This is a genomic window from Paraburkholderia sp. TE9906 (assembly GCF_056279605.1).
On record NZ_JBWCCT010000002.1, the window covers coordinates 535,575 to 559,427 of the forward strand.

Sequence of the window (23,853 nt, forward strand, 5' to 3'; positions counted from 1 at the left end):
CAGTGACTGCTTTCGGTGACGGCTTCAGATTTCGAGGTTGTCGATCAGACGGGTCGCGCCGAGCTTGGCTGCGGCCAGCACGACCAGTTCCGCGTTCGCGTCCTGCGCGCCGGGCGGCAGCAAGTCCGAGCGCTTGCGCACCGCGATGTAATCGGGCTGCCAGCCGCGCGCGGCCAGCGCCGCCATTGCCGCCTGTTCGAGTTTCGCGAAGTTGCGCTCGCCCGAGTGCACCGCGTCGCGCACGAGATTGAGCTCGGCGGCCAGCACCGGCGCCTCGGCGCGCTCGGCGGCCTGCAGGTAGCGGTTGCGCGAGCTGAGCGCGAGGCCGTCGGCGTCGCGCACGGTTTCGGCAGCGATGATGTCGGTCGGCAGCGCGAACTGATGGCACATGCGGCGCACGATCATCAGCTGCTGGTAATCCTTCTTGCCGAACACCGCGACGCGCGGTTGCACGCACGACATCAGCTTCATCACCACGGTGCACACGCCCTGGAAGAAGCCCGGCCGGAATTCGCCTTCGAGGATGTCGCCCAGATCATGCGGCGGATGCACGCGATACTCCTGCGGCTCCGGATACAGATCCCGCTCGGTCGGCGCGAACAGCACGTAGACGCCTTCCTTCTGCAGCTTGTCGATGTCGGCTTCGAGCGTGCGCGGGTATTTGTCGAAGTCTTCGTTCGGGCCGAACTGCAGCCGGTTGACGAAAATGCTCGCCACGACCGGGTCGCCGTGCTGGCGCGCGAGGCGCATCAGCGACAGATGACCCTCGTGCAGGTTGCCCATGGTCGGCACGAAGGCCGTGCGATTCTGGCCGCGCAACTGGTCGCGCAATTCATGGATCGAGCTGATGACTTTCATGATCGGACAGGGATTTCCTCGCGCGGCGCGCGACTCGGTTGGCGCAAGACTTCAGGGAATCGCGCGGGCCGCCGTCTCATTGACGATGACGGGTTTGAAGCGCGGGATTGTAGTGGATTTGTGAGCTTGGCGCACCGAAACGAGGCAAGCCCGCGAAGCCGCCGCCGGTGGGCTGGCGCAAGCGGCTCCGACACGCGCGGCAATGGCGGGTTCAGGCCGGCAAATAGGCGAGCCGCACATAGATCGGCGCGAACGGTTCCGCCTGGGTGATTTCGACGAGCGACTCGCGGCACAGTTCGAGCACGGCGATGAAGTTCACCACCACGACCGGCACGCCCTTGCTGGTGTCGAACAGGTCGGAGAACTCGATGAAGCGGGCGTTTTGCAGTTGCCGCAGGATCGAGCTCATATGTTCGCGCACCGACAGCTCCTCGCGCGAAATCTTGTGATGCTGCACGAGTTTCGCGCGCTTGATCACATCGGCCCACGCGCTGCGCAGATCCTCGCTGTTCACGTCCGGGAAACGCGGCGTGATGCTCTGCTCGATGTAGACCTCGGCGCGCAGGAAGTCGCGCCCGAGTTGCGGCAACTGGTCGATGCGTTGCGCGGCGAGCTTCATCTGCTCGTATTCGAGCAGGCGGCGCACCAGTTCCGCGCGGGGATCTTCGGCTTCCTCGCCGCTGTCGGCTTTCTTCACCGGCAGCAGCATGCGCGACTTGATCTCGATCAGCATCGCGGCCATCAGCAGATATTCGGACGCGAGTTCGAGATTGGTCTGGCGCAACTGGTCGACGTAACCGAGGTATTGCACCGTGACGTCCGCCATCGGAATGTCGAGCACGTTGAAGTTCTGCTTGCGGATCAGGTACAGCAGCAGATCCAGCGGTCCTTCGAACGTTTCGAGGAACACCTCGAGCGCGTCCGGCGGGATGTACAGGTCGGTCGGCAGCTTGAAGAGCGGCTCGCCGTACAGGCGCGCGAATGCGATGCCGTCGACCGTGTCGGGCGTCGAATCGGTGGCGGGCGCGGCAAGCGCGGCGTCGGCGGAGGCCGGCGCGGGGCCGTGTGCCTCGTCGGCGTGGGTCATCGCGGCGGCGGGGCGCTTAGAAGTTTTGATAGTACGAGTAAGACGTCTGTTCCACGCGCGAGGCTTTCTGCGCGGCGCGTTCTTCGAGATCGATCGGCTGTTTGTCCCACAGCAGCGCGCGGCCGCGGCGTTGTTCGGCTTCCAGATTGGGCTTCTGTTGCTTGAGCTGGTTCAGGAACTGGGTGATGTCCGATTGATACATGGCTCGACGTCCGTGGGTGGGTGAGTGGGCGGCTGCCCGGCAGGAACCTGGCGGGGCGCAGCGCCGTTAATCCGGAATTTTACCGCATGCGCCGCGCGCGGTCGAAAAACGGCGGCAGCGGCCCTTTTTGAGATCTCGCGGCCCCCGCCGATGTGGTCAAATAGCATGCCATGGCCGCCGCGCGGCCAGGCGGGGAAGAAATCATCAATCATGGCTGGGAGGTCCCGTTTGGCGGGAGGTGCGATCGACAAGCCGCGTCTGCGGCGCGGCAGGGCCGGCTCGGAGCGCGGGCGTGCGGCGTCCGTGCTGTGCCGGCTGCGCGCGTGGCTGGCCTTCGGCATTGTCATGCTGACGCTGGCGGCCGGCGACGCACACGCCGCGCGCGCGGCGGCGAGCTACAAGGTCGACGTCGTGGCCACGCCGCGCTCGCTGCGCCGGCTGCTCGAAGCGCATCTGGACATTGCCCGCTTCGCCAAACGCCCCGACGTCAGCGACGACCAGTTCGCCTTCCTGATTACCGCCACGCCCCAGCAGGTGCGCGATCTGGCCGCGACGCAGGGCTATTTCACGCCGGTCATGAGCACGGACGTGCGTACCGTCGACGCCACACGGCGCGTCACGGTGAACGTCGATCCGGGCCCGCAAACCATCGTCAAGTCGGTTACGCTGGCGTTTCGCGGCGCGGTGCTCACCGAAGACCCGGGGCAGGAAAACGCCACGCGCTTCGCGTTTTCGCTGCACGAGGGCGAACCGTTCTCGCAGAGCGCCTGGGACGACGCCAAGAACGCGTCGCTCCGGGTCCTGTCTTCGCGCCGCTATCTGGCCGCGAAGATCTATCACTCCGAGGCGCGGATCGATCCGCGCACGCATGAGGCGGCACTGTCGGTCACCTACGAAAGCGGGCCGACCTTCACGATGGGCGAGCTCGACGTATCGGGCACCCGGCGCTATCCCGAGCGGATCGTCCACAACGTCAATCCGATTTCGCCCGGCGACATTTACGACACGCGCCGTGTCGCCGAATTGCAGCGGCAGTTGCAGAACACGCCGTACTTCGCGAGCGTCGCGATCGACCTGGATAACGACCCGACCAAGCCGGTCAACACACCGGTCCATGTGAAGGTCTCGGAATTTCCATTTCACGGTTTCCGCGGCGGCGTGGGCTACTCGACCGATAACGGCCCCCTCGTCCAGGGTTCGTACACCTATCTGAATACGTTCGGTAAGGCATGGCCGTTCACTGTCGAAGGCCGCGCGGACCAGACCCAGCAATACGGGCAAATCCAGCTCGCGATGCCCCCGGGGCTGCGCGGGTGGACCAACAGCGTGCTGGCGTCCTACACCACCACCGACGTTTCCGACACGCGCATCTACAGCATCCGGGGCGGCGTTCAGCGCGCCCGCACGTCGCAGTTCCTCGACTACAACTACTCGCTGCTGTACTACCAGGACCGGCTCGACCAGAACACGGCCCCGCCTTCCACCGCACGCGCGCTGGTGCCCGCGTGGTCGTGGACCCGACGCGATACCGACGACCCGCTGTTCCCGCGTAGAGGCAATCTGATTCACGCCGAGGCGGGTTTCGCGATCAAGGGGGTGCTGACCGATCAGACCTTTATCCGCGGCTACGCGCGCGGCCAGCAATACGTGCCGATCGGCAAGGACGACATCGTGCTGATCCGCGCCGAGCTCGGCGGTGTGTTCACGAGCGGCCCGTCGAGCGGCATACCGGCGTCGCTGCTGTTTCGGGCGGGCGGATCGAACTCGGTGCGCGGCTACGGTTTCCAGAGCATCGGCAACAACGTCGGCGGTTCGGTGCTGCCCACCAAATATCTCGTGACGGCGGCAGCCGAGTATCAGCACTGGTTCTCGCACGACTGGGGCGCGGCCGCGTTCTTCGACATCGGCACCGCCACCGACACCTGGGGCGAAAAAGTCTTCTATCCGGGCGTCGGCATCGGGGCGCGCTGGCGCAGTCCGGTCGGCCCGGTCAACGTCGATATCGCTTACGGGATCCGCGACAACCGCGTGCGGCCTTATCTGACGCTGGGTATCGCCTTCTGATGAAAACCTGTTTTGACATGATTCGCGCATGACCACGGACGCAGCCGACCCGCCCAACCCGCAGCCGCCCGGCGCCGAGCCGCCCGGACAGCCGCTGCCCGAACCGCCGCCGCGCAGGCATCGGCTCGGCCGCGTGTTGCTGAAAACGTTCGTCTCGACGGTGCTGGTGTTGGTGCTGTTGGTCGGGCTGGCGGTCGGCCTGCTGTATGGCGCGCTGACCACCGAGCGCGGCACCGCCTATGCGTGGCAGGCGGCGCTCAGGCTGCTGGACGGCCGGCTGGGCGGCACGCTGGAGGGCGGCACGCTCGCGAACGGCGTGCAACTGCGGCAGGTACGCTGGCGCGCCCTCGACGGCAGCGGCACCGATATCCAGATCGACCGCGTCGCCGGCCGCTGGGCGCTCGCGCGCGAACCGTGGCGCTTCACGATCGACTACCTGCATGTCGGCACGATCGACGCGCGAATCGGTGCGTCGTCGTCGAGCAGCAGCGAACCGCTGAAGCTGCCGCAGGACTTGCGCTTGCCGATGCAACTCGACATCCGCGACGTGCAGGTCGACAAGCTGCTGCTGCATCAGGGCGCATCGACCACCGAACTGTCGAGCTTCGCATTTCATGGACGCAGCGACGGACTTCATCACGAGGCCGCCATCGAGCGGCTCGATACGCCGTTCGGCGCGGTGACGGCGTCGGCGAAGCTCGACGGCGTGCAACCGTTTCCGCTCACCGGCGAGGTCGGCTATTCGGGCAAGGTCAACAACGAGGCGGTGGAGGTGGGTGGGCATCTGAGCGGCTCGCTCGAACAGCTTGTCGCCGAGCTCGATGCCACCGGTATGAAGCTCGCCGGCCATGCGCGGCTCGAGGCTACGCCGTTCGCCGCGGTGCCCTTGCAACGTGCGACGCTGAGCTTCGACCATGTCAATCCGCAAGCCTTCGCGCCCGGCGCGCCGCTGGCCGATCTGGCCGTGCGCGCGGAGTTGCAGCCCGTGGGGCAGGATGAGGCGGGAGCGCCGGGCGCGAGCGGTGTCGCAGCGAGCGCTGCCAGCGGGACGGTCGCGGGTCGTGCGAGCGGTGCGGCGGATGCCGCCAGCGGCGCGGCGGGCGGCGCACCGGGACAGGCCAGCGCCGTCGTTCCAGGCGGTAGCACGGCTGCGAACCACGCTGCCGGCCACGGCAAGCACGACGCCGCGCAAACCGGCGCCGCAGGCTTCGCGGTCACCGGCCACGTATCGATCGTCAATGCCAAACCCGGTGCGATCGACCAGAACCTGCTGCCGCTGATCGACGCCAATGCCGACGTGCGGCTCGACGCCCAGGCCCAGCACATCTCGAACCTGAACGTGCGGATCGTCCGCAATGCGACGGTCACCGGCGGCGGCGCGTTGACCGGCCGGCGCGGGCAGTTCGATCTGCGCGTAGCGGGGCTCGACCTGAACGCACTGCAAGCGACGGTGCGGCCCACGCAACTCGCCGGGACCATCGGCATCCGCCTGAACGACGACATCCAGAGCCTCACGCTCGATCTCGCCGACCCGCGCGCGGCGCTGCGCGCGCAAGGCAAGGTGACGTTCGATCCCGCCCGGATGAGCTTCAACGACGTGCGCATCACGTCGGGGCGCGGGCGCATCGATTTGTCCGGCGCGCTCAAGCACGACGCGAATTCCACCTACAACCTGAAAGCGCAACTGACCGATTTCGACCCGCTGACGCTGGCTTCGCAGATGCCGTCGCGCACGCCGGTCGCGGGCCCGGCGCCCGCGGCGAGCGGCGCGCAGCGCGCGCGCACCGCGCAAGCCGCGGCGCAAGCCGGCAGCACGGCCGGCGCAAGAAGCGCGGCGCCGGGCGACCAGGCCGCCGCGATAGCAAAAAACACGGCCAAAGCCGCGGTGCAGACCGAGGTGGTGCAGCGCAGGACGCCCGCGCCGGCTCGCGCCGCCACACACGCCGCGCCTGCCGCGCGCAAGATCGAGGCGCGAGTGAACGGCACGCTCACCGCGGCCGGCGTGCTGGGTCCCGTCTTCACGACCAAGGCCGAGTTCAAGCTGGGCCCGAGCGTCTACGACAACCTGCCGCTGACCGGCGGCGGCACGATTCAGCTGGCCGGCTCGCGAATCCTGCCGAGCCGCGCGAATCTGTCGGTGGCGGGCAACCAGGTCGATTTGCAGGGCAGCTTCGGCGCGAGCGGCGACCGGCTGCGGTTTCGCATCGACGCGCCGCAGCTCGAGCGGCTCGGTTTCGGCCTCGCAGGTCTCATCGCCGCCGATGGCGACGTCACCGGCTCGTTCGCGCACCCGAACGTCACGCTGAGCTACAAGGCCGACAGCGTGGTGTTCGGCAGCAACCGCGTGGGCCATGCGGAAGGCCGCGCCGAACTGCGCGACGGTGCGAACGGCGCGCTCGCCTTCACCACCGACGCGCGCAATCTCAGCGCGGGCGGCGTCGACCTGAGCACGCTCACCGCGCGCCTGTCCGGCACGCGCGCCAATCACACGCTCGAAGCGGCAGCCACCGGCAAGCTGCAGGACCGGCCGCTCGATCTGACGCTCGCCGCCAACGGCAAGCTGACCGAAGCGCGCGACGGCACGCGCTGGGACGGCAGCGTGACGCGTCTGCAGAACCGCGGCACGCCGGCGTTCAATCTCGAGTCGCCGCTTGCGGTGAGCGCCGCACCGAACCGGCTGACACTCGGCGCGACGCGGCTGACGCTCGAAGGCGCGGTGCTGAGTCTGAAGTCGTTCGCATTCGATCACGGCAGGATCCAGTCCGCGGGCAGCCTCACCGATATTTCGGTCACGCGTTTGCAGCAGTTGCGCCACGAGATCACCGGCGAGCCGCCGGCCGTCAGAACCGATCTGGTGTTCGACGGCGACTGGGATTTCTCGCTCGGCGCCACGGCGAGCGGCCACATCCAGTTGCGCCGGCGCAGCGGCGACGTCACGGTCGAGATTGGCCGCGGGCTCGCGTCGACCGGCATCTCAGATATAAGCGCGCGCGCCGAATTCAGCGGCGGCAACCGCCTCAACGCGACGCTGCGCGCGCAGGCGAGCCGGCTCGGCGTGATCGACGCCGACGCGCACACCACGCTGGTGATGCGCGACGGCCTGCTGACCTTCAACCCCGAGGGGGCGCTGTCCGGCAGCGTGAACGCGAACGTGCCGTCGCTGAAAACGACCGGCGGCCTGCTCGGCCCGAGCTATCTGCTCGACGGCCATCTCGCGCTCAAGCTCGCGCTCGGCGGCACGGTCGCCAAGCCGAGCCTGACCGGCTCGCTGATCGGCGACGGCCTGTCCGCGACGATGGTCGACCAGGGCGTGCAGTTGAAGGAAGGCGTGGTGCGCATCGCGCTGTCGGAGAATCTGGTGGACTTCCAGCAGGTCGAGTTCCGCGGCGCGAGCGGCACGCTGCGCGCCACCGGGCGCGTGCGGCTGGACGGCGCGGAGCCGGATCTGACCGCGAGCATCGTCGCGGACAAGCTCGAACTGTTCGCGTCGCCGGATCGCAATCTGTCGCTGACGGGCAGCGCGAGCATCGCCAACGGCGGCGCGCAGCGCGGGATGGCGATCAACGGCAAGTTCGTGGTCGATCACGCGCTGTTCGATCTGCCGGAGCAGGCCGCGCCGAGTCTCGGCGACGACGTCGTGATCGTGCGCCCGGACGGCACCACCTCAGGTGGCCGGCCACGGCCGGTGGCGGGCGGCACCCAGCCGGTCGGTCCGTTCACGCCGAACGCCAATATCGAGATCAGCCTCGGCAATGACTTCCGCTTCCGCGGGCAGGGCGCGGATCTCGGCCTGACCGGTACGATCACCGCGATGAGCGCGCCGAACACGCCGCTGCGCGCGGTCGGCAACGTGCGCGTCACGCAGGGTTCGACCTATACCGCGTTCGGCCGCAAGCTGACCATCGAAAATGGTTTCTTCACGTTCAACGGTCCGGTGACGAACCCCGGCATCAATATTCTGGCGATGCGCCGCAACCAGCAGGTCGAGGCGGGCGTGCAGGTGACCGGCACGGTTCAGTCGCCGGTGGCGCGGCTGGTGTCGGAGCCGAGCGTGCCGGATAACGAAAAGCTCTCGTGGCTGCTGTTCGGACATGGCACGGATCAGGGCAACAACCTCGGCCAGCAAAGCACGATGACAACCGCGCTCGCGCTGCTCGGCAGCGCGACCGGCAAGCGGATCGCGGAGACGGTTGGGCTCGACGAGTTTTCGATCGGCCGAAGCGATGTCGGGCTGACCGATCCTCAGGTGGTGATGGTGTCGAAGGCGATCAACGAGTGGCTCGTGATCGGCTACGAGCAAGGGCTGCAATCGGCGAGCAATGCGATCAAGGCGACCATCAACCTGACGCGCTACTGGTCAGTGGTCGCTTACGGCGGCACGTTCTATGGAGCCGACGTGCTGTACACGCGCCGCTTCGATCGGTTCAAGTCGTTGTGGTGACGCGTTTGTGCTGATGTCGTGCGATGCGGCTGCGCGCATCACCACCCGGCGAATAAAAAACGGCACGCTTTGAAAGGCGTGCCGTTTTTTTCATGCGAGCCCGCGGCGCCGAACGCCGCGCGCGATGCCGCCGCGCGTTACTTCACGCGCATGCCGGGCTTCGCGCCGCTATCCGGTTCGAGCACGTACAGGCCCGGTTCGGCTTTCTCGTCCGCCGCCGATGCCGCCAGCACCATTCCTTCGGACAGGCCGAACTTCATCTTGCGCGGCGCGAGGTTCGCGACCATCACCGTCAGCTTGCCGACCAGTTGCTCCGGCTGATACGCCGCCTTGATGCCCGAGAACACGTTGCGGGTCTTCTCCTCGCCCACGTCGAGCGTGAGTTGCAGCAGCTTGTCCGAGCCTTCCACCGCCTTGCAGTCGACGATCTTCGCGATGCGCAGGTCGATCTTCGCGAAGTCGTCGATCGAGATCACGCCGGGGATGTCGTCGTGGTTGGCGGCGGCGGCTTTCGCGGCCTTCGCCTTGTTCTTCGCATCGGCCGGTGCCGCCGCTTCCGGCGCGGCTTGCAGCGAATCGCGATTGGCCGCGATCAGCGCTTCGATCTGCTTCGGATCGACGCGCGTCATCAGATGCTTGTACGCGTTGATCGGACGTGCGGAACTGAGCGGCACGTTGGCGTCGGCCCACACCAGCGGCTCGATGCCGAGGAAGGCCTCGACCGCTTCGGCCAGCTTCGGCAGCACCGGCTTCAGCGCGAGCGACAGCAGGCGGAACGCTTCGATACTCACGCTGCAGGTTTCATGCAGCGCGACCGCGTTCGCCGGGTCTTTCGCCTGATCCCACGGCTTGGCGGTGTCGACGTACGCGTTGACCGCGTCGGCCAGTTCCATCGTTTGACGCAGTGCGCGGTTGTACTCGCGCGCCTCGTAGTTCGCGGCGATTTGCGGCACGGCGGCGCGCAGTGTGGCGAGCAGCGGGTGCTGCATCGCGCTGTCCTGCACGCGGCCGTCGAAGCGCTTGATCAGGAAACCGGCCGCGCGGCTCGCGATGTTCACGTACTTGCCGACCAGGTCGCTGTTCACGCGCGCCTGGAAGTCGTCGAGGTTCAGGTCGAGGTCTTCCATCGTGCTGTTCAGCTTGGCCGCGAAGTAGTAGCGCAGCCATTCCGGATTCAGGCCCGTGTCGATCACGCTCTGCGCGGTGATAAAGGTGCCGCGCGACTTCGACATCTTCGCGCCGTCCACGGTCAGGAAGCCGTGCGCGAACACGTTGGTCGGCGTGCGATGGCCCGAGAATTCGAGCATGGCCGGCCAGAACAGCGTGTGGAAGTACAGGATGTCTTTGCCGATGAAGTGGTACTGCTCAGCCTTCGAACCCTGGCGGACCCACGCGTCGAAGTCGAGGCCGCGCTTTTCGGCGAGATTCTTGAAGCTCGCGTAGTAGCCGACCGGCGCGTCCAGCCACACGTAGAAATACTTGCCCGGCGCGCCCGGGATTTCGAAGCCGAAGTAGGGCGCGTCGCGCGAGATGTCCCAGTCGGCGAGCTTGGCTTCGCCCGCGTCGCCGAGCCACTCGCGCATCTTGTTGGTGGCTTCCGGCTGAGCCAGGCCGCCCACCCACGCGCGCAGGAAGTTCTCGCAGCGCGGGTCGGACAGGCGGAAAAAGTAGTGCGTCGAGGTCTTGCGGATCGGCGTGGCGCCGGAGACGACCGAATACGGATTGACCAGCTCGGTGGGCAGATACGTCGAACCGCATACTTCGCAGCTGTCGCCGTATTGGTCTTTCGCCCCGCATTTCGGGCATTCGCCCTTGATGAAACGGTCCGGCAGGAACATTTCCTTGACCGGGTCATACGCCTGTTCGATGTCGCGCGCTTCGATCAGGCCCGCTTCCTTGAGCGCCAGATAAACGTTTTCGCTGAGAACGCGGTTTTCTTCGGAATCGGTCGAGTAGTAGTTGTCGAACGAAATGCCGAAGCTGTCGAAATCGCGCTTGTGTTCCTGCCAGACGCGCTCGATCAACTGCTTCGGCGTGAGACCTTCCTTCTCCGCGCGCAGCATGACCGGCGTGCCATGCGTGTCGTCGGCGCCCACGTAGTAGACCTCGTGCCCGTGCATTCGCAACGTCCGGACCCAGATGTCCGTCTGGATATATTCGACCAGGTGGCCAATATGGATTTGCCCGTTCGCATACGGAAGGGCCGACGTGACGAGAATCTGGCGACGGCCTGACGGCGCGCCTGCGGAGAGATCGGTGGCGGGTGCTGACATAAGGATGGTGGGAGCCTGCGGTGGGACGAAACGTTGATTCTAGCAGGGCGGCCGCCCTGCGCGGGATGGGCCGCGCGGGCGCGGGGCCGGTGGGGCGCGGCGCGCAAGCGCGCAAAAAACCGGGGGATGCCGTGCGCCCAAAAAAAACCGGGGTGATTAAACCCCGGAGCAACAACGACAAGAGGAGAATGGTGACGCGGCGGCTTCGCCAGCCACGTACCGTAAAGACAGACCGCGGATTTTCTGCAGAGTTCGAAATTTTTTTCGTTCTCGTGCGAGATTTTCTTTCCTCCGCTTTTTACGCCGGGCCGGGCGCCGCTGGCCGAGCCCCGGCGCCCGCTCGCGTCATTCTCCTGAAGCCTCGTCCTTATTGCGGTGCGTGCTGGGCGGTAGCGCGCAGATAGATTTCCACGCGACGGTTCGCCGCCCGGCCGGCTTCGGTGTTGTTGTCGGCGATCGGCTGGTTCTGGCCCATGCCGGTGGCGGACAGGCGCTGCGGCGCGACGCCGCGCTGGCCGAGGTAGCCCGTCACGCTTTGCGCGCGATTGACCGACAGCGTCTGGTTATATTGCGGCGAGCCGGTGCTGTCCGTGTGGCCGACCACCGACGCGACGATCTCCGGATTCTGCTGCATCGTTTGCGCGAGCTGATCCAGCACCGGTGCGAACGACGGCTTGATCGCGTAGCTGCTGGTGTCGAACGTGACCGAGCTCGGAATGTTCAGCTTGAGCGAGCCGTCCGGCTGCTCGGTGATCTCGGTGCCGGTACCCTTGGTGGCGCCCGACATGCGGTTGCGAATGTTTTGCCAGTTGTAGCCCGTGACGCCGCCCACTGCTGCGCCGACGCCGGCGCCGATCGCCGCGCCCTTGCCGCCGCCGAAGATCGCGCCCAGTGCCGCGCCGGTGCCGGCGCCCACGCCCGTGCCAACGGCGGTGTTAGTGCCCTGTTGCGTGGCGCAGCCTGCCAGCACGGAGCCGGCAACGGCGAAAACAGCCAGGCGAGTCATGATTTTTGCATTCATTTTCGATTCCTCTTGATTGAAGCGAATAAACCGGCGAATAGCCGTCAATCTATCTGAGCAACATTACGGCGGTACGGTAGAGCACGCGAAACAGGGAAATCCTCCCCTCTCTTCGCTCCGGTCCGACAGTGAAGAAGGGTCTTACGGCAGCGCACGGCGTGAGCCACTACAATAGTGGTTGAAGTCACGCAGTGATGCGACCCCATGGCGTTCCGCCTGCCCGAAGGGTGCCCGGGCCGTCTGGATTTCGCAATCCTGCCTAACAATTTCTTTCAAATTCCGGCGCGTGGCCGAAACTTCGATTCCACCGCGCCGTGCGTGTTCCCCCACGGAGTGTTAATGAGTATCGATCGGGCATTGGTCGACGCTGCCCTCGCAGCCGTCACTGACCCCAACACCGGCTTGCCGTATGCGGCCGCCAAGAACATCCGCAACGTCGCCGTGGAAGCTGACGCCGTCAGCCTCCAGGTGGTGCTCGGCTATCCGGCCATGCGTCAGTTCGAAGCGATTCGCGCCCAGTTCGCCGACGCGCTGCGCGCCGTGCCGGGCGTCGTCCATGCGCGTGTCGAGGTGTCCCAGCAAATCGCCGCGCATACCGTACAGCGTGGCGTGAAACTCCTGCCGAACGTCAAGAATATCGTGGCGGTGGCGTCCGGCAAGGGCGGCGTCGGCAAGAGCACGACCGCCGTGAATCTGGCGCTCGCGCTGGCGAGCGAAGGCGCGTCGGTCGGCGTGCTCGACGCGGACATCTACGGCCCGTCGCTGCCGATGATGCTCGGTATCACCGGCCGTCCCGAGTCGCCCGACGACAAGTCGATGAACCCGATGACCGGCCACGGCCTGCAGGCCAGTTCGATCGGCTTTCTGATCGAGCAGGACAATCCGATGGTGTGGCGCGGCCCGATGGCTACTTCCGCGCTCGAACAGCTGCTGCGGCAGACCAACTGGCACGACCTCGACTATCTGATCGTCGACATGCCGCCGGGCACCGGCGACATCCAGCTCACGCTCTCGCAACGCGTACCGGTGACGGGCGCCGTGATCGTCACGACACCGCAGGACATCGCGCTGCTCGACGCGAAGAAGGGTCTCAAGATGTTCGAAAAGGTCGGCATTCCGATCCTCGGCATCGTCGAGAACATGGGGATGCATATCTGCTCGAACTGCGGCCACGAAGAGCATATCTTCGGCGCCGGCGGCGGCGAGCGGATGGGCAAGGAATACGGCGTGGACGTGCTCGGCAGCCTGCCGCTCGACATCGCGATCCGTGAGCAGGCCGACTCGGGCAAGCCCACTGTCGTGGCGGACCCGAACGGGCGCATCGCGGAGATCTATCGCTCGATCGCGCGCAAGGTGGCGATCCATATCGCCGAGCGGGCTCGCGACATGACGTCGAAGTTTCCCAACATCGTCGTGCAGAACACCTGAGCAGCCATTCGGACAAGGGGCCAAGGCGCCTATTTGCGCCTGGTCTCGCGGTATCATGTCGACTTCACAGGTTCGGCTCGGCGGCCGCAGGGGCGCTCGCCGGCCGGCAAGAGGATCGCATGGGAAAACGAATCGACGGGCAGGCGGTGCATATGTTCATCGTCCTGACTGCCAGCTGTGTGCTGTTGAGCGGCTGCAGCGCGTTCCTGAGACCACAGGAAAAGCGTGCCGACGCGCAGTTGCTGCCCACCGTGGGCAATCAGGCGCGCGGCCTCGTGACGTTTATCGAGCGCTCGGACGGCGTGCAGGTCACCTACAACCTCACGGGCTTGCCGCCCAATAGCGACCACGCATTGCAGGTCCACGAACGCGGCGACTGCAATGCCGCCGACGGCTCCAGCGCGGGCCCGATCTTCTCGCCGGCGGCCGAGCGTCTCAAGGTGGGGGCGCGGGTCGAAGGCGACCTCGCCAACATTCATGCGGATGCAAACGGCGTGGCCACCGGCTTCATCGTCGCGCCGGATGTTTCGCTCGACGGCATCCGTTCGGTGTTGCAGCGCGCCGTGCTGCTGCATCGCGATGCGGCTGATCCCTACGCCTACCCACCGCATGGCGCCGGCTCCGCCATCGCCTGCGGCGTGATTCGCCAGTGAGCGGCGAGCCCTTCAGACATTGCCCACGGCAGCATTCTCGTGATCGCGTAAAATAAGCGCCTTCCGTTGGGGCGCCGGGCAAAAATCCTTAGTGGGAGCCGGTGTCGAGCACCCGGTCCCGGAGCGTGGCAAGGCCCGTTCAGGCGGCGCGCAGCGCAGCCCGCGGACCTCGAAGGTGCCGCGAAGTCAGCGCCCCATTACCCGAAAGTCGCCCGGTTCCGCCGGGTTGTTATCCGTCACACACCTGTCATTCACGTCGAGCAGCGTTCACCTATGACCATCAAATCCGACAAGTGGATCCGGCGCATGGCCGCGTCGCACAAGATGATCGAGCCGTTTGCGCCCGATCAGGTTCGCGTCTCCGAAGACGGCCGGAAGATTGTCAGCTACGGCACGTCGAGCTACGGCTACGACATCCGCTGCGCCGACGAATTCAAGATCTTCACGAACATCAATTCGACCATCGTCGATCCGAAGAACTTCGACGAGAAGTCGTTCGTCGATTTCAAGGGCGACGTTTGCATCATCCCGCCGAATTCGTTCGCGCTCGCGCGCACGGTCGAGTACTTCCGCATTCCGCGCAGCGTGCTGACGGTGTGTCTGGGCAAGTCCACGTACGCGCGTTGCGGGATCATCGTCAACGTGACGCCGTTCGAGCCGGAATGGGAAGGCCACGTCACGCTCGAATTCTCGAATACGACACCTTTGCCTGCGAAAATCTACGCGAACGAAGGCGTCGCCCAGGTGCTGTTTTTCGAAAGCGACGAGATTTGTGAAACGTCGTACGCGGATCGCGGCGGCAAATATCAAGGTCAGCACGGCGTCACGTTGCCCAAGACGTGACGTCGGCAGCGCACTGACCCACTGGATACACAGGGTGACCGCTGCTTTTGACAGAATGCAGCGGTCGTTCTTTTTGGAGAATCGCCCATGAAGTTTCGTTTTCCCGTCGTCATCATCGACGAAGATTTCCGCTCCGAGAACATCTCGGGTTCCGGCATCCGGGCTCTGGCCGAAGCTATCGAGAAAGAAGGCGCGGAAGTGCTCGGGTTGACGAGCTATGGCGACCTGACTTCGTTCGCGCAGCAGTCGAGCCGCGCGTCGTGCTTCATCCTGTCGATCGACGACGACGAGCTGCTGCCCTACGTCGACAACGTGGTCGTGGAAGGCGAGACGCCGGAGCTGGCCGCGGCGATCGTCGCGTTGCGCGCGTTCGTGACGGAAGTGCGCCGCCGCAACGCTGACATCCCCATCTTCCTGTACGGCGAAACGCGCACCTCGCGCCACCTGCCGAACGACATCCTGCGCGAGCTGCACGGTTTCATCCACATGTTCGAGGACACGCCGGAGTTCGTCGCGCGCCACATCATCCGCGAGACCAAGGTGTATCTGGACTCGCTCGCGCCGCCGTTCTTCAAGGAACTGGTGCAGTACGCCGAAGAAGGTTCGTACTCGTGGCACTGCCCGGGCCACTCGGGCGGCGTCGCGTTCCTGAAGAGCCCGCTCGGCCAGATGTTCCACCAGTTCTTCGGCGAGAACATGCTGCGCGCCGACGTCTGCAACGCGGTCGACGAACTCGGCCAGCTGCTCGACCACACCGGCCCGGTGGCGGCCTCGGAGCGCAACGCCGCGCGCATCTTCAGCGCCGACCACGTGTTCTTCGTGACCAACGGCACGTCGACCTCGAACAAGATCGTCTGGCACGGCACGGTCGCGCCGGGCGACATCGTGCTGGTGGATCGTAACTGCCACAAGTCGATTCTCCACGCGATCACGATGACCGGCGCGATCCCCGTGTTCCTCACGCCGACGCGCAACAACTTCGGCATCATCGGCCCGATTCCGCGCAGCGAGTTCGAGCCGGAAAACATCCGCAAGAAGATCGAGGCGAATCCGTTCGCGCGCGAAGCGCTCGCGAAGAACCCGGGCCTCAAGCCGCGCATTCTGACGATCACGCAAAGCACGTACGACGGCGTGATCTACAACGTCGAGATGATCAAGGAGATGCTGGGCGACTGGCTCGACACGCTGCACTTCGACGAAGCCTGGCTGCCGCACGCGGAATTCCACGAGTTCTATCAGGACATGCACGCGATCGGCGCGGGCCGTCCGCGCATCGGCGCGATGGTATTCGCGACGCACTCCACGCACAAGCTGCTGGCCGGCATTTCGCAGGCCTCGCAGATCGTCGTGCAGGACTCGAAGAACAGCCGCTTCGACAAGCACCGCTTTAACGAAGCCTATCTGATGCACACGTCCACGAGCCCGCAGTACGCGATCATCGCGTCGTGCGACGTGGCCGCGGCGATGATGGAAGCGCCGGGCGGCCCGGCGCTCGTCGAAGAGTCGATTGCCGAAGCGCTCGACTTCCGCCGCGCGATGACCAAGGTCGACGCCGAATACGGCGACGACTGGTTCTTCAAGGTGTGGGGCCCGGACCAGTTCGCGGAAGAGGGCATCGGCTCGCGCGAAGACTGGATGCTGCGTCCGAACGACGCGTGGCACGGCTTCGGTCCGCTCGCCGAAGGCTTCAACATGCTCGACCCGATCAAGGCGACCATCGTCACGCCGGGTCTGGACATGGACGGCGGCTTCGGCGAGACCGGCATTCCGGCCGCGATCGTCACGAAGTACCTGGCCGAGCACGGCATCATCGTCGAGAAGACCGGGCTGTATTCGTTCTTCATCATGTTCACGATCGGCATCACCAAGGGCCGTTGGAACTCGATGGTCACCGAACTCCAGCAGTTCAAGGACGACTACGACAACAACCAGCCGCTGTGGCGCGTGCTGCCCGAGTTCGTCGCGCATCATCCGATGTACGAGCGCGTCGGCTTGCGCGATCTGTGCCAGCAGATTCACAGCGTCTACCGCGCGAACGACATCGCGCGCCTGACGACCGAGATGTACCTGTCGAGCATGGAGCCGGCGATGAAGCCGTCCGACGCGTTCGCCAAGCTCGCGCACCGCGAGATCGACCGGGTGCCGATCGACGAACTCGAAGGCCGCGTCACGTCGATCCTGTTGACGCCGTATCCGCCGGGCATCCCGTTGCTGATTCCGGGCGAGCGCTTCAACAAGACCATCGTCAACTATCTGCGTTTCGCGCGCGAGTTCAATGAGCGCTTCCCGGGTTTCCATACGGACATCCACGGGCTGGTCGGCGAAATGATCAACGGGCGCATCGAATATTTCGTCGATTGCGTTCGCGCCTGACGATGCGAGCTCTGAAGTCCTGGCTGGGTGCCGCTAGCTGGCGGCGCATCGCCGGCGCGCTGATGCTGGCGTCGGCGGCGCTTGTCGGCGCGCTGTCGCCGGCGGCGCATGCCGAGGTCGCGGCCGCCGATCCGATCGACGCGTCGATGCGCTCGTGTCTCGCGCGCAGCGACATGTCGACGACGGTGGGGCAGGTGCAGTGCATGGACAATGCGCGGATCGGCTGGAAGGCCGCGCTGGACAGCGCGTGGCAGCAGCTTCAGGCGAAGTTGCCCTCCGCTCGGCGCAAGCTGTGGGAAAGGAGCCAGACGAGCTGGCTCGCCTCGCGCGAGGCCGAGAAGCAGTTGCTGGCCGCGGTGTTCGCGACGACGCGCGGCACGATGTACGTGCTGGCCGAAGCCGACATGCAGTTGCAGCCGGTGCGCGACCGCGCGCTCGCGCTGCGCAGCGCGGTGGACAAGGCCAGTGGGCCGCCGCCGCCTCGTCCGCGTGCCTGTAGCGCCGACGCGCAATGCGAGCACGCGATGTTCGATCTGAACCGCTACTACCGCCGCTTGCAGTCGAAGATGCCGGTGCATTCGCGTCCCACGCTCGTGCGCGCGCAAAAAGCCTGGACTGCGTATCTCGCCGCCACCACGCCGGTGGTCGACGAACGCGGGCGCATCGACATCATCGGCGCGCGGGTGGCGACGCTCAAGCGGTTGTCGGAGACGGTCGGCAACGACTGAGTGCGCGCATCGCCTGCGCCTCGCACACGGTCAATCGAACAGATAGTCTTCCGCTTGCCGGCTCGGCAACGTGCGTGCCGGCTTGCCGTGCAGATCGCGCAGCGCATCCTCGATCATGGTGGACATCGTGTTGAGTGCGAGGTCGTTGTCGTCGGTGCCGAAGGGTTCTTCGAGCTGCGATGCGATGGCTTCGTGCGCCATGAAGGTATAAGCGACGAATACCGCGAACACCGGCGTGAAAACGCCGATGCTGTCGACCAGCCCGAACGGCAGCGACGCGCAGAAGAAATACACCGTACGGTGAATCATCACCGAGTACGCGAACGGTAGTGGTGTCGAGACGATGCGCTCGCATCCGCCGATCACATCCGAAAGTCCGTTCAGGTTCCGGTCGAGGGCAAGCACCGCCATCGGCTCGATAGCGCCTGCCTGCGCCTGGTGCTGCACCCATTCGCCGAGATAGAGCAGCAAGGTCGCCGGCTTGTAGCGCGAGGCGATGACGCGCTCGAACAGCGGCGCGGGCAAGCGCGCGGCGAGATCGTCGCGGGGATCGCTCTTACGAAGCTGGTGGCGCAGCGCGTGAGGCAGCGCACAGAGCGCGGCGAGAAATGCTTCGAGGTCTTCTTTCGGCAACGGCCGGGACGGCAGCGTGAAGACCTGGCGTGTGAGCGAGCGCGACTCGTTCAGCAGCTGGCCCCACAGCTTGCGGGCTTCCCACCAGCGATCGTAGCTGGCGTTGTTGCGAAAGCCGAGGAACACCGCGAGCGCAATGCCGATCAGCGAGAAGGGCGCGGTCGTGTTGAGGTTCAGCGAAATCGGCAGCAGGTGGTCGTGGGCGGCCAGTGCGACGATCGAGATGCAGAAGATCAGCGCGAGCCGCGGTAGCAACTGCGGAAGGACCGAACCCCGCCACGCGAGCAGCATGCGGAACCAATGGAGATGCGGGCGGATGATCATTGGGTTGAGCCGTCGGTCTCGAGCGATAGGGTGTCTATTATCGCTTGTTGTCCGGACGGCGGTGCCGCGCGGGCACGCGTTTCAGAGGCGGACGTGACGCGATGCGGGCGAATAAGCGGGCAACGAAGAGGATGGCCCACGGCGCGCGCATCACATTCGATACGCACCCCGTGGGCCATTCACATTTACCAGCTCAATCGCGGGCCGACGAGGCCGCGCCGTGGCTCAGCCAGTCCAGCACGGCGGTAGCGTCGTCGTCGGCGCCCTCGCGCGCCTTGGCGACCGTCTCGGCGACATCCGCGGCAGGCACCGCGCGACGAATCGCCACGCCGACCGCGAGAATATCGATCATCACCAGATGCAGGATCCGCGAAATCATCGACAACTGCGACTCGCGAATCTCGATGTGATCGGTTTCGAGCGCAACGGTGGCCCGCTTGGCGAGCGGCGTATTGCTCGACGTGATCGCAATCACCTTCGCGCCGGCCTGCATCGCGACATCCAGCACGCGCAGCAGCTCGGGCGCGCGGCCCGACTTCGAGACCGCCACGATCACATCGCCCTTGCCGAGCAGTGCGGCGGAGGCCGCCTGCATGTACAGATCGCCGTACGCAATGGTCGGGATGCCGAAGCGGAAGAACTTGTAGTGCGCGTCCTGCGCGACGATGTTCGAATTGCCGAGCCCGTAGAACTCGATGCGGCGCGCGCCGTTCAACAGATCGATCGCGCGTTCGACCTGATCGAAGTTCAGATGCTCGCGCAACTGCAGAATCGCCGACACGGTGTTGTCCAGCACCTTCGCGCCGAAGTCCGTCGCCGTGTCGCCGAGATGCACCTGGCTGTGGCTCACCGGAATCGTGCCGGTCAAACCGGTCGCGAGCTTCAGCTTGAAATCGGACAGACCCTGGCAGCCGAGCGAACGGCAGAAGCGGATCACCGTGGGCTGACTCACGTCGGCCTTGCGCGCGATATCGACGATCGGATCGTTGATGATCGAGCGCGGATGGTTCAACGCGAGATCGGCGACGCGGCGCTCGGCCGGCGTCAGCGCATCGCGCATCTGGCGAATCCGCTCGAACACCGCCGACGAACTGCCGCCCGCGCGATTCGACAACTGCTCGGCGAGAATCGCGGAGACGCCGAGGAAGGCCGGATATTCCGCGGTAATCACATAGGTCGGCACGCTTTGCAGATACGCCTCGAAGCGGCCCTTCGCTTCGAAGCGCTGGCGAAACGACGAGCGCGCGAAGAATTCGCCGAGGCGCGGCACGACGCCGCCGCCGATGTAGATGCCGCCCAGCGCGCCCAACGTCACCGCGATGTTGCCCGCGAAGGTGCCGAGAATGCCGCAGAACACGTCGACCGATTCGGCCGCGAGCGGCTCGCCGTCCAGCGCGCGCTTGACGATCTCGATCGTGTCGACGTTGGCCCCCACGCGCTTCTTGTCGCGGCCCGCGAGCGCGCGATAAATCACTTCGATGCCGGGGCCCGCGGCCACGCGTTCGAACGACACGTGCGACCACTTCTTGCGCGCGTACTGCAGCACGATGTCTTCACGTTCGTCGGCGGGTGCGAAGGTGGCGTGGCCGCCTTCGCTGCCGAGCGCGATCCAGCGGTCGTCGGCGGGAATCAGGCCCGATACGCCCATGCCGGTGCCCGGCCCGAGCAGGCCGATCACGCTGTTCGGACGACGCGCGCCGCCGCCCACCTGGACGCGTTGAGCGTCGGTGAGGCCCGGCAGCGCCATCGCCAGCGCGGTGAAGTCGTTCACCACCAGCAGCGTGTCGAAGCCGAGCGCGCGGCGCGTCGCTTCGATCGAAAAGCTCCAGTCGTGATTCGTCATGCTCACCTGATCGCCGTCGACCGGGTTGGCAATCGCGATCGCCGCATGATTCACGCGGCCGATTTTGGTGTCCTTCAGATACTTCTTGATGACGTCGGCGACGCCCGGATAGTCCGCACACGGATAGACCTGCACCGAAGCGATTTCGCCCGGGCCCGTCTCCAGCGCGAAGCGCGCATTGGTGCCGCCGATGTCGGCCAGAAGCCTCGGTCCGTCGGCGTGCTGGCCCGTGCCCGGTACAGCCTTAGTTTGCACACCAGTAGACATCGAGTCTCACTCCCTTGTCGTTTGCCAACTGCGAGATGGCATTTTTTTGTAGCGAAGCGGCGGCTGCATTGAGCACGTCCATCTTGCGCGGTCCTGCGATCAGCAAAAACAGGTGCTTCACTTCCTTCAGCGCGGAAAGCGACCAGCTCACGCGCGCATGCGGCGCGCTGCCCGGATGCACGGCGACGAAGCGCTCGGCGGTGGTGATCGCGTGATCCCATTCGGGCGCGTCCGCGAAGATCGACGCGGTGTGGCCGTCCTCGCCCATGCCGAGAATCGCGACGTCGGGCACGGCGCTAAAGCGTGCGTCCGCGTTCAGCGCGGCGACGTGCGCGTGCAGATCCTGCGCGGTGTCGACGAGCGGCCAGAAGGTCGCGTCCTTCGCGGCGTTCTGCAACAGCGTCGCGTGCACCAGCTGCGAATTGCTTGCGCTGTCCGTCTCGGGCACCCAGCGGTCGTCGACCAGCGTCACGGCAATGCGCGACCAGTCGAAGGATTGCGTGGACAACGTTTGCAGGAACGGACGCGGACTGCTGCCGCCGGACACTGCAAGCACGGCGGGGCGTGGGCTAGTAGTGGGCGTGCCGGTAGTGGGCGTGCCGGTAGCGGCCGCCTGTGCGGCAAGCGACGCATGTAACGCGTCGCCAACCGCCTTCGCCAACGCGTCGGATTGGGCGCGTTGATCGTCGAAAGCGTGAAGCTCGATCACTTCTCCTCCGTGCTGCTTTTTTGTTAGATCTGCGGAATCCGCCGTACTGCTCTCGCGCGACGCCTGCCAGTGGGATGACTTGCAGGCGCCTTCGCGATACCGGCGCCATTCCGTTCAGTTCGTCGGTGGGTCTTACCTGGGCGTTGCGTGAGCTTCGCGCGAAGCTTGCGCAACGCCGTGCATCAATTCTCTTCTTCGAGCCAGCAGGTGCCGTGCTGCGCGAGCATCGCGCTCGCCGCGGCCGGTCCCCACGTGCCCGCCGCGTACGGCTTGGGCGGCTTGGTCGAGGTCTTCCATTCGTTCAGGATCGGTTCGACCCAGCGCCATGCGGCTTCCTGCTCGTCGCGCCGCACGAACAGCGCGAGGCGGCCGCGGATCACGTCGAGCAACAGGCGTTGATACGCCTCCATCTGCCCTTCGCGGAAGAACTTGTCGAACGCGAGGTCGAGGTGCACGCTCGCGAGGTTCATGCCTTCGCCGGGTTGCTTCGCGAGGCAGTAGAGGCGAATCGTTTCGTTCGGCTGCAGGCGGATCACCAGACGGTTCGCGCCGGCGCGCAGCGCGGAGGCGCCCAGCGCCGAATGCGGCACCGCGCGGAAATTCACCACGATCTCGGCGACGCGGTCGGCGAGGCGCTTGCCGGTGCGCAGGAAAAACGGCACGCCGGCCCAACGCCAGTTCTCGATCTCGACTTTCAGCGCAACGAAGGTTTCGGTCGTGCTGTCCGGCTTCACGCCCGGTTCGGTCGCGTAGCCCGGCACCGCGGTGCCGCGGATACCGCCGGCATGATACTGGCCGCGCACCGCGACCTTGCCGATCTCGTTCGGATCGATCGGCTTCAGCGCGCGCAGCACGCGCAGCTTTTCGTCGCGGACCGAATCCGAGTCCATCGAGTGAGGCGGCTCCATTGCGACGATCGACAGCAACTGCAGCAAATGGTTTTGCACCATGTCGCGCAATGCGCCGGTGTTGTCGTAGAAGTCGCCGCGCGCTTCGACGCCGAGTTCCTCGGCGATCGTGATCTGGATGCTTTCGACCCACTCGCGGCGCCACAGCGGCTCGAACAGCGCATTGCCGAAGCGCAGCGCGAGCAGGTTCTGCACCGGCTCCTTACCGAGGTAGTGGTCGATCCGGTAGATCTGTTCTTCCGCGAAAATTTCGCCGACCGCGTCGTTGATCGCGTTCGACGACTTCAGGTCGTAGCCGAGCGGTTTCTCCAGCACGATGCGCGCGTTCTCGTTGAGCCCCACCGACGCGAGCGCGTGGCAGATCGGCACGAACAGCGACGGACCCGTGGCCAGATAGAACACGCGGATGCCGGGCAAATCCTGAATGGCGTCGCGCAAGTGCACGAAGTCTTCGGGGTTGCCGAGATCGATCTTCACGAACTCGATGCGCGCGAGGAAGCTCGTCCATGCGGCTTCGTCCACACCGTTCTTCGACACATGCGGCTTGACGTGTTCGTTCACCCACTGCAGATACTCGCCGCGATCCGCCGCATGCCGCGCCACCGCGACGATCTTGCCGCTGTCCGCGAGCATGCCGCCCGCACGGTGCGCTTCAAACAGTGCCGGCAGGATCTTGCGCATCGACAGATCGCCGGTTCCGCCGAAGAGAACGAAGGTGAAGCTTGAATCGGTTTGCATGAGTCTCCGTCGATGTCCTGGTGGCCGCCGCGCTGAGCGCGCAGTGTTCGAAAAGGGCGACCGTAGTCCGATAAAATATTTTTTGACACTGAATTGTAGTTTAACTACAATCCAAATCAAGAGGTAGCGCTAATTCGATGAAAAAAGCGTGCGCTGTTTGGCAACTTGCGCGGTTTTTCGAATCGGCGGGCGTCCCTGCATGTTAATGGACATTGCCTGTCGGCACGTGCCAGCCTGCCCGGCGGCCCTTACGGAAATCCGGGTCGTGGAGCGGCTGGCGGGTGGCTGGCCGGGTTGACTTGCAAGGCACCTCGAGTCTGCCGCGCGCGACGCGGGCAGGCAAAAATCAAAAGAGGAGACAGACAGTTGCATCCCAAACCACTCATCTCTTGAGCTTCTAGCGGCCGGACAACGGTCCGCCGGCACATGCCTTGCGCATGCGCCCGACCGTGCTCGATCG

General features: G+C 65.5%; 16 protein-coding genes. 7 read left to right on the top strand and 9 right to left on the bottom strand.

Translation table 11 applies throughout. From position 1 onward, the window contains the following. Window positions 1–24: 24 nt before the first annotated feature. The 3 genes from panC to ACZ9H4_RS06325 form a co-directional block, all read right to left on the bottom strand. Window positions 25–858: a pantoate--beta-alanine ligase gene (gene panC / locus ACZ9H4_RS06315; protein ID WP_408324593.1), complete on the bottom strand. Its 834-nt coding sequence runs from the start codon at window positions 856–858 to the stop codon at window positions 25–27. Between the two features lie 211 nt (window positions 859–1,069). Continuing rightward, window positions 1,070–1,945 carry a segregation and condensation protein A gene (locus tag ACZ9H4_RS06320; protein WP_408141566.1) on the bottom strand — a complete coding sequence of 292 codons (876 nt, stop codon included), beginning with the start codon at window positions 1,943–1,945 and terminating at the stop codon, window positions 1,070–1,072. Between the two features lie 16 nt (window positions 1,946–1,961). Then, window positions 1,962–2,147: a DUF3460 family protein gene (locus ACZ9H4_RS06325; RefSeq protein WP_168664913.1), complete on the bottom strand. Its 186-nt coding sequence runs from the start codon at window positions 2,145–2,147 to the stop codon at window positions 1,962–1,964. Between the two features lie 228 nt (window positions 2,148–2,375). On the opposite strand from ACZ9H4_RS06325, the gene ACZ9H4_RS06330 reads away from it, so the two are divergent. Together ACZ9H4_RS06330 and ACZ9H4_RS06335 are read left to right on the top strand one after the other, a co-directional pair. Beyond that, window positions 2,376–4,211 carry an autotransporter assembly complex protein TamA gene (locus ACZ9H4_RS06330; protein WP_476118659.1) on the top strand — a complete coding sequence of 612 codons (1,836 nt, stop codon included), beginning with the start codon at window positions 2,376–2,378 and terminating at the stop codon, window positions 4,209–4,211. A gap of 28 nt (window positions 4,212–4,239) precedes the next feature. After that, window positions 4,240–8,652, top strand: a complete 4,413-nt coding sequence (locus ACZ9H4_RS06335) for a translocation/assembly module TamB domain-containing protein (protein WP_476118502.1) — start codon at window positions 4,240–4,242, stop codon at window positions 8,650–8,652. Window positions 8,653–8,789: 137 nt separating this feature from the next. Here the strand turns inward: ACZ9H4_RS06335 and metG are convergent, their stop codons facing one another. Together metG and ACZ9H4_RS06345 are read right to left on the bottom strand one after the other, a co-directional pair. Further along, entirely contained in the window at window positions 8,790–10,925 is a 2,136-nt protein-coding gene (gene metG / locus ACZ9H4_RS06340; protein WP_476118503.1) for a methionine--tRNA ligase, read from the bottom strand. A gap of 367 nt (window positions 10,926–11,292) precedes the next feature. Beyond that, window positions 11,293–11,946: a YiaD family glycine zipper/OmpA-like lipoprotein gene (locus ACZ9H4_RS06345; protein ID WP_175158612.1), complete on the bottom strand. Its 654-nt coding sequence runs from the start codon at window positions 11,944–11,946 to the stop codon at window positions 11,293–11,295. A 339-nt stretch (window positions 11,947–12,285) separates the two neighbouring features. Between ACZ9H4_RS06345 and apbC the strand changes: the two genes are divergently transcribed. The 5 genes from apbC (at window position 12,286) to ACZ9H4_RS06370 (ending at window position 17,971) form a co-directional block, all read left to right on the top strand. After that, a complete protein-coding gene (gene apbC / locus ACZ9H4_RS06350; RefSeq protein ID WP_408141569.1) occupies window positions 12,286–13,374 on the top strand; it encodes an iron-sulfur cluster carrier protein ApbC in 1,089 nt (362 codons plus the stop codon). A gap of 119 nt (window positions 13,375–13,493) precedes the next feature. After that, window positions 13,494–14,027, top strand: coding sequence for a superoxide dismutase family protein (locus ACZ9H4_RS06355; protein ID WP_408141570.1), 534 nt, complete (start codon window positions 13,494–13,496; stop codon window positions 14,025–14,027). Window positions 14,028–14,300: 273 nt separating this feature from the next. Beyond that, entirely contained in the window at window positions 14,301–14,870 is a 570-nt protein-coding gene (dcd, locus tag ACZ9H4_RS06360) for a dCTP deaminase (RefSeq protein ID WP_095417209.1), read from the top strand. 87 nt (window positions 14,871–14,957) lie between these two features. After that, on the top strand, window positions 14,958–17,243 hold the full coding sequence (locus tag ACZ9H4_RS06365; protein WP_408141571.1) for an Orn/Lys/Arg family decarboxylase: 2,286 nt from the start codon (window positions 14,958–14,960) through the stop codon (window positions 17,241–17,243). Window positions 17,244–17,245: 2 nt separating this feature from the next. Further along, window positions 17,246–17,971, top strand: coding sequence for a lysozyme inhibitor LprI family protein (locus ACZ9H4_RS06370; RefSeq protein WP_408141572.1), 726 nt, complete (start codon window positions 17,246–17,248; stop codon window positions 17,969–17,971). Between the two features lie 30 nt (window positions 17,972–18,001). On the opposite strand, the gene ACZ9H4_RS06375 is transcribed toward ACZ9H4_RS06370, so the two are convergent. From ACZ9H4_RS06375 to zwf, 4 genes are all read right to left on the bottom strand, one after another. Next, entirely contained in the window at window positions 18,002–18,928 is a 927-nt protein-coding gene (locus ACZ9H4_RS06375) for a bestrophin family protein (protein WP_476118505.1), read from the bottom strand. A gap of 193 nt (window positions 18,929–19,121) precedes the next feature. After that, complete coding sequence (locus ACZ9H4_RS06380; protein WP_476118506.1) at window positions 19,122–21,038, bottom strand: bifunctional transcriptional regulator/glucokinase; 1,917 nt, start codon at window positions 21,036–21,038, stop codon at window positions 19,122–19,124. Further along, a complete protein-coding gene (gene pgl, locus ACZ9H4_RS06385; RefSeq protein ID WP_408324587.1) occupies window positions 21,016–21,747 on the bottom strand; it encodes a 6-phosphogluconolactonase in 732 nt (243 codons plus the stop codon). Before pgl ends, ACZ9H4_RS06380 begins: the two co-directional genes overlap by 23 nt. A 182-nt stretch (window positions 21,748–21,929) precedes the next feature. Then, complete coding sequence (gene zwf, locus ACZ9H4_RS06390; RefSeq protein ID WP_408141576.1) at window positions 21,930–23,393, bottom strand: glucose-6-phosphate dehydrogenase; 1,464 nt, start codon at window positions 23,391–23,393, stop codon at window positions 21,930–21,932. Between the last annotated feature and the right edge of the window lie 460 nt (window positions 23,394–23,853).